Annotated in this window: 19 protein-coding genes and 1 tRNA gene; 8 read left to right on the top strand and 12 right to left on the bottom strand. The window is 71.5% G+C overall.

Annotation, left to right across the window (positions count from 1 at the left end):
- Positions 1–29: 29 nt before the first annotated feature.
- The 4 genes from SOM08_RS16685 to SOM08_RS16670 are packed head-to-tail and all read right to left on the bottom strand — an operon-like array spanning position 30 to position 2,476.
- On the bottom strand, positions 30–488 hold the full coding sequence (locus SOM08_RS16685) for a DoxX family protein (RefSeq protein WP_116959452.1): 459 nt from the start codon (positions 486–488) through the stop codon (positions 30–32).
- Positions 485–1,273, bottom strand: coding sequence for a DNA-binding domain-containing protein (locus SOM08_RS16680; RefSeq protein WP_116959453.1), 789 nt, complete (start codon positions 1,271–1,273; stop codon positions 485–487). Before SOM08_RS16680 ends, SOM08_RS16685 begins: the two co-directional genes overlap by 4 nt.
- Positions 1,270–2,172: a DUF692 domain-containing protein gene (locus SOM08_RS16675; protein WP_116959454.1), complete on the bottom strand. Its 903-nt coding sequence runs from the start codon at positions 2,170–2,172 to the stop codon at positions 1,270–1,272. The genes SOM08_RS16680 and SOM08_RS16675 overlap by 4 nt, the downstream gene beginning before the upstream one ends.
- Positions 2,173–2,194: 22 nt before the next feature.
- Positions 2,195–2,476: a DUF2282 domain-containing protein gene (locus tag SOM08_RS16670; RefSeq protein ID WP_116959455.1), complete on the bottom strand. Its 282-nt coding sequence runs from the start codon at positions 2,474–2,476 to the stop codon at positions 2,195–2,197.
- Positions 2,477–2,617: 141 nt separating this feature from the next.
- Between SOM08_RS16670 and SOM08_RS16665 the strand changes: the two genes are divergently transcribed.
- The 3 genes from SOM08_RS16665 to SOM08_RS16655 all read left to right on the top strand — a co-directional run bounded on the left by SOM08_RS16665 (position 2,618) and on the right by SOM08_RS16655 (position 4,018).
- Positions 2,618–3,190: a sigma-70 family RNA polymerase sigma factor gene (locus SOM08_RS16665; protein WP_116959456.1), complete on the top strand. Its 573-nt coding sequence runs from the start codon at positions 2,618–2,620 to the stop codon at positions 3,188–3,190.
- Positions 3,187–3,399, top strand: coding sequence for a zf-HC2 domain-containing protein (locus tag SOM08_RS16660; RefSeq protein WP_116959457.1), 213 nt, complete (start codon positions 3,187–3,189; stop codon positions 3,397–3,399). Before SOM08_RS16665 ends, SOM08_RS16660 begins: the two co-directional genes overlap by 4 nt.
- A gap of 181 nt (positions 3,400–3,580) precedes the next feature.
- Entirely contained in the window at positions 3,581–4,018 is a 438-nt protein-coding gene (locus SOM08_RS16655; protein ID WP_322469339.1) for a hypothetical protein, read from the top strand.
- Between the two features lie 15 nt (positions 4,019–4,033).
- Here the strand turns inward: SOM08_RS16655 and ftsY are convergent, their stop codons facing one another.
- Positions 4,034–5,107, bottom strand: a complete 1,074-nt coding sequence (gene ftsY, locus SOM08_RS16650) for a signal recognition particle-docking protein FtsY (protein ID WP_116959459.1) — start codon at positions 5,105–5,107, stop codon at positions 4,034–4,036.
- Between the two features lie 29 nt (positions 5,108–5,136).
- Between ftsY and SOM08_RS16645 the strand changes: the two genes are divergently transcribed.
- The 5 genes from SOM08_RS16645 (at position 5,137) to SOM08_RS16625 (ending at position 9,368) form a co-directional block, all read left to right on the top strand.
- Positions 5,137–6,513 carry a pitrilysin family protein gene (locus SOM08_RS16645; protein WP_322469338.1) on the top strand — a complete coding sequence of 459 codons (1,377 nt, stop codon included), beginning with the start codon at positions 5,137–5,139 and terminating at the stop codon, positions 6,511–6,513.
- Positions 6,510–7,844: a pitrilysin family protein gene (locus SOM08_RS16640; RefSeq protein ID WP_322469337.1), complete on the top strand. Its 1,335-nt coding sequence runs from the start codon at positions 6,510–6,512 to the stop codon at positions 7,842–7,844. Before SOM08_RS16645 ends, SOM08_RS16640 begins: the two co-directional genes overlap by 4 nt.
- Positions 7,845–7,961: 117 nt before the next feature.
- The gene (gene rsmD / locus SOM08_RS16635) at positions 7,962–8,543 is read left to right on the top strand and encodes a 16S rRNA (guanine(966)-N(2))-methyltransferase RsmD (RefSeq protein WP_116959462.1); all 582 of its coding nucleotides are present in this window, start codon (positions 7,962–7,964) and stop codon (positions 8,541–8,543) included.
- A gap of 20 nt (positions 8,544–8,563) precedes the next feature.
- On the top strand, positions 8,564–9,064 hold the full coding sequence (gene coaD, locus SOM08_RS16630; protein ID WP_070397426.1) for a pantetheine-phosphate adenylyltransferase: 501 nt from the start codon (positions 8,564–8,566) through the stop codon (positions 9,062–9,064).
- A 13-nt stretch (positions 9,065–9,077) separates the two neighbouring features.
- Positions 9,078–9,368 carry a YfhL family 4Fe-4S dicluster ferredoxin gene (locus SOM08_RS16625; RefSeq protein WP_116959463.1) on the top strand — a complete coding sequence of 97 codons (291 nt, stop codon included), beginning with the start codon at positions 9,078–9,080 and terminating at the stop codon, positions 9,366–9,368.
- Here SOM08_RS16625 and pth read toward each other — a convergent pair.
- From pth to SOM08_RS16590, 7 genes are all read right to left on the bottom strand, one after another.
- Positions 9,326–9,976 (bottom strand): aminoacyl-tRNA hydrolase, encoded by a 651-nt coding sequence (pth, locus tag SOM08_RS16620; protein WP_116959464.1) that lies wholly within the window; start codon positions 9,974–9,976, stop codon positions 9,326–9,328. The genes SOM08_RS16625 and pth overlap by 43 nt on opposite strands.
- Positions 9,977–10,125: 149 nt before the next feature.
- Positions 10,126–10,755: a 50S ribosomal protein L25/general stress protein Ctc gene (locus SOM08_RS16615; protein WP_070397429.1), complete on the bottom strand. Its 630-nt coding sequence runs from the start codon at positions 10,753–10,755 to the stop codon at positions 10,126–10,128.
- An 87-nt stretch (positions 10,756–10,842) separates the two neighbouring features.
- A complete protein-coding gene (locus SOM08_RS16610) occupies positions 10,843–11,817 on the bottom strand; it encodes a ribose-phosphate pyrophosphokinase (RefSeq protein WP_070397430.1) in 975 nt (324 codons plus the stop codon).
- Positions 11,818–11,911: 94 nt separating this feature from the next.
- A tRNA-Gln gene (locus SOM08_RS16605) sits at positions 11,912–11,988 on the bottom strand.
- A gap of 83 nt (positions 11,989–12,071) precedes the next feature.
- On the bottom strand, positions 12,072–12,929 hold the full coding sequence (ispE, locus tag SOM08_RS16600) for a 4-(cytidine 5'-diphospho)-2-C-methyl-D-erythritol kinase (RefSeq protein WP_116959465.1): 858 nt from the start codon (positions 12,927–12,929) through the stop codon (positions 12,072–12,074).
- Positions 12,926–13,423: a lipoprotein insertase outer membrane protein LolB gene (locus tag SOM08_RS16595; RefSeq protein ID WP_322469336.1), complete on the bottom strand. Its 498-nt coding sequence runs from the start codon at positions 13,421–13,423 to the stop codon at positions 12,926–12,928. Before SOM08_RS16595 ends, ispE begins: the two co-directional genes overlap by 4 nt.
- Positions 13,420–15,180: a tetratricopeptide repeat protein gene (locus SOM08_RS16590; RefSeq protein WP_116959467.1), complete on the bottom strand. Its 1,761-nt coding sequence runs from the start codon at positions 15,178–15,180 to the stop codon at positions 13,420–13,422. Before SOM08_RS16590 ends, SOM08_RS16595 begins: the two co-directional genes overlap by 4 nt.
- Positions 15,181–15,190: the final 10 nt, after the last annotated feature.

The following is a 15,190-nucleotide window of genomic DNA, read 5'->3' as shown; positions in this document are numbered from 1 at the left end:
GCGATGGTACGGCCCCCGCGCCGGCGGGCTCAGCAACGCCCGTGACGCCCCAGCCAGTGGTCCAGCGACCAGCGCCCCGGCCCGAACAGCGCCAGCGCCGCCAGCAGCGCGCCCCAGGTGAGGTGCTGCTGGAAGGCCGCCGGCGCGATCTCGCTCAGGCTGAGCACCGCCACCACGTTGACGACCGACAGCCCCAGCGCGGAGAAGCGCCCGGCCAGGCCCAGGGCCAGCAGCACCGGCAGTGCCAGCTCGCCGGCCGTGCCCAGGGGCGCGGCCAGGGCCGGTGGCAGCAGGGGCACGTGGTATTCCTCGGTGAACAGCAGCAGGGTGGTGTCCCAGTCGCGCACCTTGGTCAGGCCCGAGAGGAAGAAGACCTGGGCGATATAGAGCCGCGCCAGCAGCGCGCCCAGGGGCTGGGCGGCGTCGAGCAGACGGGCCAGGGGCCGCCAGCCGGCGGCGATGCGGTGGCTGAAGGTGTTCGTGCTCATGGGTGGGCTCCGTCGGTGGTGTTGGGGCTGGGTTCGGACGCGGGCGCCACGCCCACGCACAGTCCGCTGCGCACGGCCTCGCTCAGCCAGCCGAGGGCGTCGAGAGGGGCAACCTCCAGGGCCTGCGCCAGCGTGTGGCCGGCCAGCAGCGCGGCCTCGAAACGCGCGCTGGCGGGGTCCAGGGGGGTGAGCCGCACGGCCTGGCCCTGGCGCCAGACGCGCACGTTCTCGGCCACGCCGTCGCGCAGGCGGCGGGCGGCGGTGGCGAGGTCGGGCTCGCCGTGCAGGTGGGCGTCGAGCAGGCTGAGCACGGGCCAGCGGCTCAGAACCACGGCGGTGGCGGGCGCGAACCGCAGGCGCAGGCGCTCCGGCGGTTCGCGTTCGAGCCAGGCGAAGCTGGCGGCGTCGGCGCGGGCGCCCTCGGCGCGGGTGGCGCCATGCAAGGCCCATTCGAGGCGGGCCACGTCGGGCAGGTAGGGCAGGTGGTCGAGGCCGGTCTGCTCGGCGATGAACCCGGCCAGCGTGCCACCCCATTCGCCGAGGTCGCCGCGCGTGGGCGGGTGGTGGTGCCACAGGGCGCGCGCGAGCGTGGCGAAGGCCTCTTCGCCCAGCAGCGCGGCGACCACGGGGTAGGCGTCGAGCAGGGCGCGTTCGGCGTGGGCGTGCGCGTTGGCGCGGTAGGCGCCGAGGCCGGGGCCGTGCCAGGGGGATGCGGGCCCGGGTGGGCGGGCCCGCAGCAGGGCGTCGAGCAGGCCGCGCTGCTGACGGGCGAGCCGGGCGTTCATGCGCAGGGCTCCGGGACGCGCGTGTTCAGCGCGTCGATGGCCAGGGCCCGCGCGTGGTCGGCTTCGTCCAGCAGCACCGCCAGCGCGGGCAGGTCGGTGTCCCACTCGATCAGTGTCGGCACGGCGCCGAAGCGCGCGACGGCGTGCCGGTACGCCTGCCACACCAGCGGGGACACGCGGCTGCCGTGGTCGTCGATCACCAGATCACCGCGGTCTTGGTGGCCGGCGAGGTGCAGCTCGGCCACGCAGGCGGGCGGTATCGCGTCGAGCCAGGCGCGCACGGCGGGCAGCGCGGCCTCGACGCGGCCGGCGCGCCGCCCGTTGAGTGCGTTGACGACCAGGTTGTTGACGTCCACCAGCAGCCGGCAGCCCGTGCGCCGGCTCAGGGCCGCGAGAAAGTCGGCCTCGGTCATGTCGGCCTCGGGCCAGTGCACATAGGCCGAGAGGTTCTCCACCGCGATCGGGCGGCGCAGCCGGTCCTGCACGCGCTGCACGTTGGCGCACAGCACGGCGAGCGCGGCGTGCGTGAAGGGCAGGGGCAGCAGGTCGGCGGCGTGCACGGCCCGGCCCCTCCAGGTGCCGCGCGCGAAGCTGGCGTGCTCGCTCACGAAGCGTGGTTCGGTGGCGGCCACGAGTTCGGCCAGCCGGTCCAGGTGCCAGGGATCGATGCCCTCGGCCGAGCCCAGCGACAGGCCCACGCCGTGCAGGCTCAGGCCGTAGGACTCGCGGGCCTTGAGAAGAGGGGCCCGCAGGGCCGCGTGGGGCGCGAAGAAGTTCTCCGCGTGCACCTCGATGAAATCGAGCGCGGGCCGCTGCTCGAGCAGCGCGCGCTGGTGCGGCGCGCGCCAGCCGATGCCCAGCGCTGGCGCGGCGGCCTCGTGTGTCGGGACGGTCGGCATGGCGTGCGGCGGCCTGGCGCGATCAGCTCTTCATCGAGGCCTTCTTGGCCTCGTCGGCCGACAGGCCGCCCATCTGCTTGCAGGTGCCCGCGGGCACGTACTTCCAGTCGCCCTTGTCCATGTCCATCTTGGCCTGGCCCGCGCAGGAGTGCGTGCCCGCGAGATTGGCGCAGTCGTTCTGCCCGGCCTTGGCGATGCCGTAGCACTTCTCCTTGCCGCTGTTCTGCGCCAGCGCGGGGGTGGAGAGCAGGGCCAGCGACATCAGGGAGCCGGCGGCGGCGGCGAGGAATTGGCGTTGGTTCATGGGAGGGACTCCTCAAACCCAGTGCCCACCGCGCGATGGCTCGGTGCAGGCGATCTGGTGCGTGTGTGTCGCGGCGGCGCGTGGGTTCTTACACCGCCTGTCGTGGCGCGCCGCCATCGGCTTGACCTACACTGCCGCGCCATGCCGTCCCCAACGTTCGAACAGGAAGTGGCCGCGTCGCGCGGCTACCTCATGAAGTTCGCGCGCCTGCAGCTGCGCAATGAGGCCTGGGCCGAAGACGCGGTGTCCGAGACCGTGCTCGCGGCCATCGCCAAGCCGCAGGCCTTCGAGCGCCGCGCGCAGCTGCGGACCTGGCTCGTGGGCATCCTCAAGCACAAGATCGTCGACGCGCTGCGCCACCAGGGGCGCGAGGTGGCGCTGGGCCAGGGCGAGGACGACCAGGCCGACCCGCTGGACCATCTGCCCTTCGACGCCGGTGGCCACTTCGCCGAGCGCCCGGCCGACTGGGGCAACCCCGAGCAGGACCTGGGCAGCCGCCAGTTCCTGAGCGTGCTGGAGGCCTGCACCGAAAAGCTGCCCGCCGCGCAGGGGCGCCTGTTCCTGATGCGCGAGTGGCTGGAGATGAGCAGCGAGGAGATCTGTAAGGAGCTGTCGCTCACGCCGACCAACCTGTACGTCCAGTTGCACCGGGCCCGCCTGCGCCTGCGCGAGTGCCTCGAACTCAACTGGTTCGCCCGCCGAGACGCCGCATGAAGCCCCTCTACCCGTTGCGCCGCACCTGCAAGCAAGCCGTCGCGCTCATGATCGCGCGCGAGGACCGCGAGCTGCCGCGCCTGGAGCGCTGGGCCCTGCGGCTGCATCTGGCCGTGTGCAAGGCCTGCCCGAACTTCGAGCGTCAGCTGCTGACCATGCGCCAGGCCATGGGCGCCTGGCGCCACTACAGCGACGACGAGCCCCGCTGAGCCGAGCCTGCGCGCTCGCGCGTTGACGCATCAACAGTTCGCCTCTCGGGCAAGCCACCCATGGCCGCCAGGTGCGCAGCAAGTTTGCGCTGCGACAAACACGCCGCCCTCTTGCGCACGACATTGCCCTCGCATGGGATCGACCCATGAGCGCTTCAACAACCACTGAAGAGGATGCGTGATGAAGAAACTTTCGATGGCAGCGATGTTGGCTGCGGCCTTGCTGGGCGCGGGTGCTCAGGCCCAGGATCAGACCCGAGACCAGACCCGAGACCAGACCCGAGACCAGACCCGAGACCAGACCCGAGACCAGACGCAGGACCAGACGCGCGAGCTCTTGCGTGATCAAAACATCTACGGTTATCAGTTGATGACGCCCGCCGAGCGGGAGCAGTACCGCGCCCGGATGCGCGCCGCGCAAACCAATGAGGAGCGGGAACGCATTCGCGCGGAGAACCATGAGCGCATGGAAGCGCGGGCCCGCGAAAAAGGCGTCAATTTGCCCGATGCGCCGCCGCCCGGCCGCGGTCCGGGATCGGGTGCCGGCCCCGGCGGCGGCTCCGGTCCGGGCAGCGGAGGGGCCGGCCCCGGTGGCGGTGGATCCGGTCGCGGCCGCTGAAGCCGGCTGGCGGGCCTAGCTCAGCAGGGCCTGCGCGTACTCGCGGGCGTCGAAGGTTTCCAGGTCCTCGAGCTTCTCGCCCACGCCGATGAAGTACACCGGCACCGGCCGCTCGCGCGCGATGGCGCAGAGCACGCCGCCTTTGGCCGTGCCATCCAGCTTGGTGATGACCAGGCCGGTGAGTTGCAGCGCCTCGTCGAAGGCCTTGACCTGCGCGAGCGCGTTCTGGCCGGTGTTGCCGTCGATGACCAGCAGCACTTCATGGGGCCCCGTGGGGTCGGCCTTGTTCACCACGCGCTTGATCTTGCGCAGCTCCTCCATCAGGTGAAGCTGCGTGGGCAGGCGGCCGGCGGTGTCGACCAGCACCACGTCCTTGCCGCGCGCCCGGCCGGCGCTCACCGCGTCGAAGCACACGGCGGCCGGGTCGCCACCTTCCTGGGTGACGATGTCGACGGTGTTGCGGTCGGCCCAGACCGCCAGCTGTTCGCGCGCCGCCGCGCGGAAGGTGTCGGCGGCGGCCAGCAGCACGCTCGCGCCTTCGTCGGCCAGGTGGCGCGTGAGCTTGCCGATGGAGGTGGTCTTGCCCGCGCCGTTCACGCCCGCGACCATGATCACCGTGGGCTTGTGTTCGCCGATGACCAGGGGCTTCTGCAAGGGCTTCAGCAGGTCGGCGATGGCTTCGGCCAGCAAGGCCTTCACGGCGGCGGGCTCAGTGGCCTTGGCTTCTTTCACGCGGCGGCGCAGGTCGTTCAGCAGGTGCTGCGTGGCCGACACGCCGCTGTCGGCCATGAGCAGGGCGGCCTCGAGTTCCTCGTACAGGTCCTCGTCGATGCGCGTGCCCGTGAACACCGTGGCGATGCCGCTGCCGGTGCGCCGCAGGCCGGACTTGAGGCGGTCGAGCCAGCCCTGGCGCGGGGCCGCCGGCGCGGCCACCGGGGCGGGCAGGGGAGCGGCGACGGGCGCTGGCACCGCCACGGGCGCCGGCGCCGATGGGGGGGCCGATGCCGCTGCGGGACCGCCGACGGGGGCCTGGACGGCCGGCGCCTCCGGCGGGGGCGCGGGATTTTTTTTGCGAAAGAACGAGAACATTTCAGAATCTCTGGAATCCTTGGGATTCTATGAAACGCCTCCCAATGCTCCTGGGGCTGGTGCTGGCCGCGTCCATCGCGCGCGCGGCACCCCCACCCAACGCCGCCCCGGCGGTCCAGCAATTCACCCTCGCCAACGGCATGTCGCTGATCGTGCGGCCCGACCACCGCGCGCCCACGGCCGTGCACATGCTGTGGGTGCGCGTGGGCGCCATGGACGAGGTCGACGGCACCTCGGGCGTGGCGCATGCGCTCGAGCACATGATGTTCAAGGGCAGCGCCACGCTCAAGCCGGGCGAGTTCTCCGAGCGCGTGGCCGCGCTGGGCGGCCAGCAGAACGCCTTCACCAGCCGCGACGCCACGGCCTACCACGAGCAGGTGCCGGCCGAGCGGCTGGAGGCGGTGATGGCGCTCAATGCCGAGCGCTTCGCCAGCAACCAGTGGCCCGACATCGAGTTCACGCGCGAGATCGAGGTGGTCAAGGAAGAGCGGCGCCAGCGCACCGAAGAGTCGCCGCGCGCGCGCCTGTTCGAGGCCTTCAATGCGATGGTCTGGCAGGCCAGTCCCTACCGCCGGCCCATCATCGGCTGGATGAGCGACATCGACGCCATGACGCCGCAGGACGTGCGCGATTTCCACCAGCGCTGGTACGTGCCGGCCAACGCGGCCGTGGTGGTGGCCGGCGACGTGGACCCGCAGCGCGTGCGCGAGATCGCCGAGCGGACCTACGGGCGCATCCCGGCGCGCGCCGTGCCCGCGCGCAAGCCGCGCACGGAACCGGCGCAGCAGGGCCCGCGCCGGCTGGAGTACCGCGCCGTGGCCGACCAGGCCCTGGTGGTGCTGGCCTGGCACGCGCCGCGCTACAGCGGCAACGACGACGCGGCCAGCCGCGATGCGCTGGCGCTGGCGGTGCTGTCGGGCGTGCTCGACGGCTACAGCGGGGCGCGGCTGGAGCGCGCGCTGGTGCAGGGACAGGGCACGGGGGGGCAGCGCATCGCCGACAGCGCCAGCTCGGGCTACGGCCTGATGGGGCGCGGGCCGCAGGTGTTCACGGCCTCGGCCGTGCCGGCGCGCGGCGTCACGCCCGAGGCCGCCATGGCCGCGCTCAAGGCCGAGATTCAGCGGATCGCGCGCGAGGGCGTGAGCGAGGAAGAGCTGCAGCGCGTGAAGACGCAATGGACCGCCTCCGAGGTCTACAAGCTCGACTCGGTCTTCAGCCAGGCGCAGGAGCAGGGCAGCTACTGGGTCAACGGCCTGCCCACCGACGCGGGCGAGCGCCTGATGGCGGGCCTGCGGGCCGTGACGGCCGAGCAGGTGCGCGCGGTGGCGGGCCGCTACTTCACGGACCGCACGCTCAACACTGGCGTGCTGGTGCCCGAGGCGCGGGCGGCGGAGGGCCGGCCATGAGCACGGTGCGAGCCATTCGCCAAACGCTGGCCGCGCTGGGCCTGGCGCTGGGCCTGGGCGCGGCCTCGGCGGCCATCCCCATCGAGCATTGGGTGCACCCGAGCGGCACCCGGGTCTATCTGGTCAACAGCCCCGCGATCCCGATGGTCGACGTGCAGATGGACTTCGACGGCGGCAGCCGGCGAGAGCCGACCGAGCGCGCCGGCCTCGCCAACGCCACGGCCGGCCAGCTGTCGGGAGACGTGGCCGCCTACGAGGGCCAGCCCGCGCGCGACGAAAACGCGCTGGCGGCGGCCTGGGTGGACCTGGGCGCGCAGTTCGACGCCAGCGCGGGCAGCGACCGCTTCTCGGTGCAGCTGCGCAGCCTGAGCGACCCGGCGATCCTGCCGCGCGCCGTGGCCCTGGCGGCGCAGCAGCTGGCGCGGCCCACCTGGCCCGAGGCCGTGTGGCGGCGCGACCGCGAGCGATCGGTGGCGGCGCTGCGCGAGGCGCTGAACCGGCCGTCCACCGTGGCCAGCCAGGCCTTCGGCCGCGCGGTCTACGGTGACCATCCTTATGGCCGCTTCGCCACGCCCGACACCCTGGGCGCGATCGGCGTGGACGACATGCGCAGCTTCTACCGCCGCCACGTCACCGCCTGCCGCGCGCAGGTCGTCATGGTGGGCGCAGTGGACCGCGCGGGCGCCGAGCGCATCGTCGACGCCCTGGTGCGCGCCATCGCGCCGAACGGCTGCGCCGAGCTGCCGCCGGTGGCCGAGGTGAAGCCCCTGGCCGCGCCCACGGAACAGCGCCTCCCCATGGCCGCCGCGCAGGCGCAGGTGCTCATGGGCCAGCCGGGCATCAAGCGCGACGACCCCGACTTCTTCCCCCTGCTTGTGGGCAATCACATCCTGGGGGGCAGCGGCTTCACCTCGCGCCTGACGCAGGAGGTGCGCGAGAAGCGTGGCCTGACCTATGGCGTGTACAGCTACTTTTCGCCCGGCCGCCATGCGGGCGCCTTCCAGATCGGCCTCAGCACCCGGCCCGATCAGGCCGACGAGGCCGTGCGCGTGGTGCGCGAGACCCTGGCGCGCTACGTGAGCGACGGTCCCAGCGAGGCCGAGCTGCAGGCCGCCAAGGACTACCTCGTCAACGGCTTCGCGCTGCGCTTTGACAGCAACCGCAAGCTGCTCGACAACGTGGTCAACATCGCCTGGAACGGCCTGCCGCTGGACTACCTGGACACCTGGACGCAGCGCGTGCGCGCGCTGAGCGTGGATGAGGTGCGCCGTGCGATGCAGCGGGTGGTGCATCCCGATCGCCTGGCCACGGTCATCGTCGGCGGGAAATAGGGGCCGCCCCTGCCGCGCTTCGCGCGACCCCCTCGAGGGGCGACACCGGCCGTCCGGCGAAGCCGGTCCGGCCGCGTCCCACGCCGGGGGCGGGCGCTCCCCGGTAAGCTCGCAGGCATGACAAGACATTCGGGCGCGCCGCCGCAGGAAGTCCGCCTGCTCGGCGGGCAGTGGAAACGCAGCAAGCTGCCCGTGGCCGACCGGCCCGGGTTGCGGCCCACGCCGTCGCGCGTGCGCGAGACCCTGTTCAACTGGCTGGGCCAGGACCTGAGCGGCTGGCGCGGCCTGGACGCCTTCGCGGGCACGGGCGCGCTGGGCTTCGAGGCCGCCTCGCGCGGGGCGCGCGAGCTGCTGATGGTGGAGCAGGAGCCCGCACTGGTGGCGCAGCTGCAGGCCGTGCGCGCGCGCCTGAAGGCCGAGGCCGTGCGCGTGCAGCGGGGCGACGGCCTGGCGGCCCTGCGCGCGGCGGCGGGGCAGGGCCTTGACGTGGTCTTCCTTGACCCCCCTTTCGACGCCAGCGGCCTGTTCGAGCCGGCGCTGCGCGCGGCGCGCGAGGCCGTGTCGGCCGAGGGGTTCGTCTACCTGGAGTCCCCGCGCCCCTGGACCGACGCCGAGCTGGCGCCCCTGGGCCTGGTCCTGCACCGGCACGGCCGCGCGGGCGCCGTGGCCTTTCACCTGCTGCGCCCGGTCGCGCCCTGAGCCCACGGGATAATCCCCCTATGCCCGAGACCACCGCCCGCATCGCCGTCTACAGCGGCACCTTCGACCCCATCACCCTCGGCCACGAAGACGTGGTGCGCCGCGCCGCCGGGCTGTTCGACGAGGTGATCGTGGCCGTGGCCGTGGCCCACCACAAGAAGACACAGTTCGGCGTGAATGAGCGCCTGGCGATGGTGGCGCAGGCCGCGCAGCGCCTGCCGGGCCGCGTGCGCGCGCTGCCCTTCGATGGCCTGATCATGGACTTCTGCCGCGAGCATGGCGCCCAGGCCGTGGTGCGCGGCATCCGCAACCTCACCGACTTCGACTACGAGGCGCAGATGGCGGCCATGAACCGCAAGCTGCATCCGGGGGTGGAGACGGTCTTCCTGCTGCCGCAGGCCGACCTGCAGTGCATCAGCAGCACCCTGGTGCGCGAGATCTCCAAGCTCGGCGGCGACGTATCGACCATGGTGCATCCCTCGGTGGCCGCGCGGCTCGTGCCGCCGCCGCTGCAGGCCTGAGGGGAGGACCGCCATGGCGCTGATGATCACCGACGAGTGCATCAACTGCGACGTCTGCGAGCCCGAGTGCCCGAACCAGGCGATCTCCATGGGCGAGGAGTTCTACGTGATCGAGCCCTCGCGCTGCACCGAGTGCGTGGGCCACTTCGAGGAGCCGCAGTGCGTCCAGGTCTGCCCCGTGTCCTGCATCCCGGTCAACCCGGCGCACGTGGAGTCCAGGGAGACGCTGTGGCAGAAGTACCAGCGCCTGCAGAAGGCCGGTCAGGGCTTGTCGTCGGCCTCGGGTGAGGTTCCGCCCGCCTGAGGCGGCGCGGCGGGTCGTGGCGGCTTCGGCCGTGGCGGCTTGCTGGTGTGGATCAGGGCGGTGGCCTTGTCCATTTCGCCCGCGATGAGCTGGGGCAGGGCCTTGAGGCAGCGGTCCAGCGCCTGCGCGATGGCGATGCGGTCGTCGGGCGAGGGCTTCTTGAGCACCCAGTTCGCCACCTCGTTCTTGTTGCCCGGGTGGCCGATGCCGATGCGCAGGCGCCAGTAGTCGGCGCTGCCCAGTTGCGCGTGGATGTCGCGCAGGCCGTTGTGGCCCGCGTGGCCGCCGCCCTTCTTGAGTTTGGCCTCGCCCGGGGGCAGGTCCAGCTCGTCGTGGACCACCAGCACCTCCTCGGGCGCGATCTTGTAGAAGCGCGCGAGCGAGCCCACCGACTTGCCCGAAAGGTTCATGAAGGTCTGCGGCTCGACCAGCCAGACCGGCTGGCCGCCCACGTTGGCGCGCGCCACCAGGCCGAAGTGCGAGCGCTCCATCTGCAGCGAGACCTTGAGCAGGCGCGCGGCCTCGTCCACCCACCAGAAGCCGGCGTTGTGCCGCGTCTGTTCGTACTCGGGGCCCGGGTTGCCCAGGCCGGCGATGAGCTTGATCATGGGGCGGGATTGTCCCAAAAGAAAAGGCCCGCGCGGGGCGGGCCTTCGGGAGGGCAGAAGAGGGTTCCGGCGCCGGGCCGCCCCAAGCCGGCACGCGCCCCCTTGGGGGGGGCAGCGACCCGCGAAGCGGTGGGGCGTAGGGGCCCTGCTTACTTCTTGCCCTTGCCCTTTTTCTTGTCGTCGGCGGGAGCGGCGGCGACCGGCGCGGCCACCACTTCTTCCACCGGCTCCACCACGGTGGCGACGGTGATGTCCTTGCGGCCGTGGGTGACGATCTTCACGCCCTTGGGCAGCTTGATGTCGCCGGCGTGCACGGTGGCGCCCTTGGTGACCTGGCTCAGGTCCACGGTGATGTGCTCGGGCAGCTGGGTGGCCAGGCACTCGATCTCGATGTCGTTGATCACGTGGTTGACCAGGCACTTGTCGAGCTTGACGGCCGGCGACTCTTCGGCGCCGGTGAAGTGCAGCGGCACCTTCTTGCGCAGGCGGGTCTTGTCGTCCACGCGCTGGAAGTCGACGTGCAGCACCTGCGGCTTGAACGGGTGGTATTGCACATCGCGCAGCAGGACTTTCTCGACCTTGCCGTTGAGCTCCATGTCGAGGATGGAGGCGTGGAAGGCTTCCTTCTTGAGGGCGTGCCACAGCGCGTTGTGATCGAGTTCGATCGAGACGGGGGCGGTGGTACCACCAAAGACGATGCCGGGCGCGCGACCGGTGATGCGCAGGCGGCGGCTCGCACCCGTGCCCTGCTTGGCGCGCTCGAAAGCGACGAATTGCATGACTGACTCCAGTTGAGGGGTTCCGCGACCAGAACGCCTCGGGTTGACGAAGGCCGCCTCGCGGCGGCCGGGGCTATCGTCCGACGATCAGAACAGGTTGTCCTGGTCGGCGAACAGACTCATGACCGACTCGCCCGAGGCAATGCGCGCGATCGACTCGGCGATCAGCGGCGCCACGGAGAGCTGGCGGATCTTGCCGCAGGCCTGGGCGGACTGCGACAGGGGAATGGTGTTGGTGACGACCACCTCGTCGAGCGCGCTGCCCTTGGCGATGCGCTCGATGGCGGGGCCGGAGAAGATGGGGTGCGTGCAGTAGGCGTAGACCTTCTTGGCGCCGCGTTCCTTGAGCACCTCGGCCGCCTTCACCAGCGTGCCGGCGGTGTCGATCATGTCGTCCATGATCACGCAGTTGCGGCCTTCGATGTCGCCGATCACGTGCATCACCTCGGACACATTGGCCTTGGGGCGGCGCTTGTCGATGATGGCCATGTCGCAGTTGAGCTGCTTGGCCAGCGCGCGCGCGCGCACCACGCCGCCCACATCGGGCGAGACCACCAGCAGGTCTTCGTAGTTCTTGGTGCGCAGGTCGCCCAGCAGCACGGGCGAGGCGTAGATGTTGTCGACCGGGATGTCGAAGAAGCCTTGGATCTGGTCGGCGTGCAGGTCCATGGTCAGCACGCGCTGGACGCCCACGGTCTGCAGCATATTGGCCACGACCTTGGCGCTGATGGGCACGCGGCTGGAGCGCGGGCGACGGTCCTGACGGGCGTAGCCGTAGTAGGGGATGACGGCGGAGATGCGCTCGGCCGAGGCGCGCTTGAGCGCGTCGACCATGATGAGCAGCTCCATCAGGTTCTCGTTCGTGGGCGCGCAGGTGGACTGCACCACGAACACATGGCGGGCGCGCACGTTCTGGGTGATCTCGACGGTGACCTCGCCGTCCGAGAAGCGGCCCACGGTGGCCGCACCGAGCTGCGTGCCCAGGTGCTGGGCGATCTCGGCCGCCAGCACGGGATTCGCGTTGCCGGTGAAGATCATGTAATCCGGGGGCTGAACTTGCATGGCATTCCCAGCGGTCTGGCGGCCACCGGCGGGGCCGCGATCAAAAAACAACGGCCATCAACGATGGCCAGTGTGAGTGATGTCAGAAAAACGGTGGCAGGGGAGGAAGGACTCGAACCCTCGCATGCCGGAATCAAAATCCGGTGCCTTTACCAACTTGGCGACTCCCCTACGCTGGAGATCCGTGGCGAAACCACGAACCACCGAATTGTCGCAGGTTGCTCAACCGCTGCGCCGTCTGATGGGCCGGCCGTTCAGCCGTCGCACCAATCGAGCAATGGATGGGCATCCATGTTGCCGCAAACCCGCACCTGCCAGGACGCTGGCGCCGGACCGAGAACCGGGTTCGCGCCGCACGGTGCGAACACCGCCGTTCCCGAACCGGTCATGCGCCCCGACAGACCTTGGTCTGCCAGCCAGTGAAGGCATTCACCGACCTCGGGGCACAGGGCCCGTGCCACCGGCTCCAGATCGTTGTGGCCGAAGGCCATCAGCGATTCGAGGTTGCCGTTTGCAGCAAAGCCTTGGATTGTAGCAGTTTTCGAATCGCGTTTGAGCGCTGGGTCGGCAAAGATCTGCGGCGTCGACGCTCCCCCCGGCGGTTTGACCAGCACCAGGTGACCGCGCGGCAGCGCGATCGGCGTCAGGCGCTCGCCGATGCCCTCGACCCAGGCGTGGCGTCCGCCGATGAAGAAGGGCACGTCGGCGCCCAGCGCGAGGCCGATGTGCGCGAGCGCCTCGCGCCGCAGGTTCAGGTTCCACAGCCGGTTGAGCGCCAGCAGCGTGCTGGCGGCGTCGGACGAGCCACCGCCCAGGCCGGCCTGGGCGGGCAGGCGTTTGTCCAGGGTGATGCGCACGCCTTGCGTGCAGCCCGTGGCCTGGCGCAGGGCGCGGGCGGCGCGCACGCACAGGTCGTCCTCGGGCAGCGCGCCGGGCGTGCTGTCCACGCGCTCGATGGCGCCGCTGTCCAGGCGCTCGAAATGCAGGTGGTCGCACCAGTCGATGAGCATGAACACCGACTGCAGCTCGTGGTAGCCGTCCGGGCGGCGGCCCACGATGTGCAGGAACAGGTTGACCTTGGCCGGCGCGGGAACGTCGTACAGGCGCTTCATGGCTGCTCGAACACGAGGCGCAGCTCCGCCGAGGGCTGGGGCTGTTCGCGCCGGGCCACCAGGCGGCCGCTGGCGTGCTGCGAAAGGTCGACGCGCCAGCCGCCGGCCGGGGCGTCGCGACCCGCCAGCCAGTCGAACATGGCCAGCACGGGCAGCGGGGCGCCGCTGAGTTCGGTGGTGAGCGCATCCAGGCTGTCGCGGCGGGTGGTGTGATTGCCGCGCTGCAGTTCGGCGCCCTGGGCGGACCAGCGCACCGTGGCCAGGGTCTGGCCAAGCGCCGATGTGAGCTGCAGTTCGCCGGTATCGGCACTGCCGCGCAGGTCGAACAGCGCCGAGAAGGCCTGGGGCGGCGCGCTGTCCACGCGCAGCGCGAGCCGGCCAGCCCAGGCGGTTTCGCCGGGCGCGCGCGGGAGGCGTGGCGTGGCGCAGCCGGCCAGGCCGACGGCCAGGGCGAACATGGCCGAACGCCGGGTGAAGGGGGAAGCCGTTGTCACGGCTCGACGTTGAGGCGCTTGAGCGTGCTCTTCAGCGTCTCGTTGTCGCTGGCGAGCGCCAGGCCCTCGCGCCAGACGCGGCGGGCGTCGTCGTGCTGCCCCTTCACCCAGAGCACCTCGCCCAGGTGGGCGGCGATCTCGGGGTCGGGGCGCTTGCCATAGGCCTCGCGCAGGATGCCAAGCGCGCGCTCGGTGTTGCCCAGGCGGAACTCGACCCAGCCCAGGCTGTCCTGGATGTAGGCGTCGTTGGGCGCCATGGACACGGCCTTCTCGATGAGCTGCTTGGCCTCGGGCAGGCGCTCGTTGCGGTCGGCCAGGGAGTAGCCCAGCGCGTTGTAGGCGTGGTGGTGGTTGGGATCGATGGCGATGAGCTGGCGCAGCAGGCGCTCCATGTCGGCGGGCTGACCGGCCTTGTCGCCCATCATGGCCTGCTCGTAGAGCAGTTCGGTGTCCTGCGGGAAGCGCTGCACGGCTTCGCCGTAGACCTGGTAGGCCTCGCGCCAGGCCTTGAATTCGCGCAGCAGCTGGGCTTCGCTGATCAGCTTGAGGCGCGCATCGTCGGGCCGGCGCTCGGGCTGGCTGCGCAGCAGGGCGCGGGCCTCGTCGAGACGGCCTTGGCGCGCCAGCACCGAGGCGCGGCGCATCTGCGCGGCCATGATTTCCTCGGGGTTGTCGATGCGGTCGATCCAGGCGTTGGCGGCGACGTAGTCTTGCTGCTTCTCGGCGATCTCGGCCTTGAGCAGATAGGCCTGCGTGAGCGCGCGGCGCGTGCGCTCGTCGTTGGCGTCGCGCACCAGTTGCAGGTAGGTGTCGAGCGACACGTTGGCGGCGGGCAGGGCGTTGTCGCGCACCTGGAGCATGCCCAGCAGCAGCCAGGGGTCGGGCTGCTGCGGCGCGCGGGTGGTGAGCCGCTCCAGCTGCACGCGCGCGTCGCGCAGGCGGCCCAGGTCCAGCAGCACGCGGGCGTAGGCGGTGGAGATGGCGGTGTTGGCGGGGTCCTTGGCGCGGGCGGCGTCGATGTGTTCACGCACCACCGGCTCGGCATCGGCCTGGCCGCGCTCCAGCAGCTCCAGCGCCAGCAGCGCGGGGTAGGGCGAGGCCGGGTCCGCCGCGTGCCCGCGCCGCGCGGCGTCGGTGGCGGCGACCGGGCGGTCGAGGTCGAGTTCGAGCCGGCCGATGGTGGACCAGGCCGCGCCCGCGTGGGCCGGCTGGGTCAGGAAGGGGGCCAGGGCCTCGCGCGTGGCGGCCAGCACCTGGGCCTTGTCGTTCACCCGGGCGTACATCTGGGGAATGGCCGCGATGCCGCCGTTGCGGTCGTCGGCCGGCGTCGCCATCAGCACGGCGCGCAGGGGAGCCGCGGTTTCGCTCACCCGGCCCAGGGACAGCAGCGCGAGCAGCGTGAAGCGGCTGGCGTCGGCGTCGCTGGGGATGTCGCGGGCCCAGGCGCGCGCGGCGGCCAGCGCGGCGTCGACCTGGCGCGACTGCAGCGCGACCTCCACGGCCCGCCGGTAGAGCTCGGGGTTCTTCTGCTGCTGGGCGGCTTCGAGGAAGAGGGAGTAGCCCGCGCCGGGGTCGCCGCCGCGCACGTTGAGCTCGCCCAGCAGCAGCTGATAGAACAAGGGCGCGTCGAGCGAGGAACTGCTCGCGGCCGGGTTGAGCGGGCTTTGTGCCAGGGCCGCCGGGCCGGCCAATGCGCCGGCGCAGGTCAGCACGATCAGCGGGAGGCGAAGACGTCTGTGCAGCGGCGCAGGTTTCATCGGGTCATGA

Origin of the sequence: Hydrogenophaga sp. SNF1, assembly GCF_034421675.1 — a bacterium.
GTDB classification, from domain to species: Bacteria; Pseudomonadota; Gammaproteobacteria; order Burkholderiales; family Burkholderiaceae_C; genus Hydrogenophaga; species Hydrogenophaga borbori.
The sequence above is the reverse complement of the archived record's forward strand: the minus strand, read 5'-3'. Positions and strand labels throughout refer to the sequence as shown.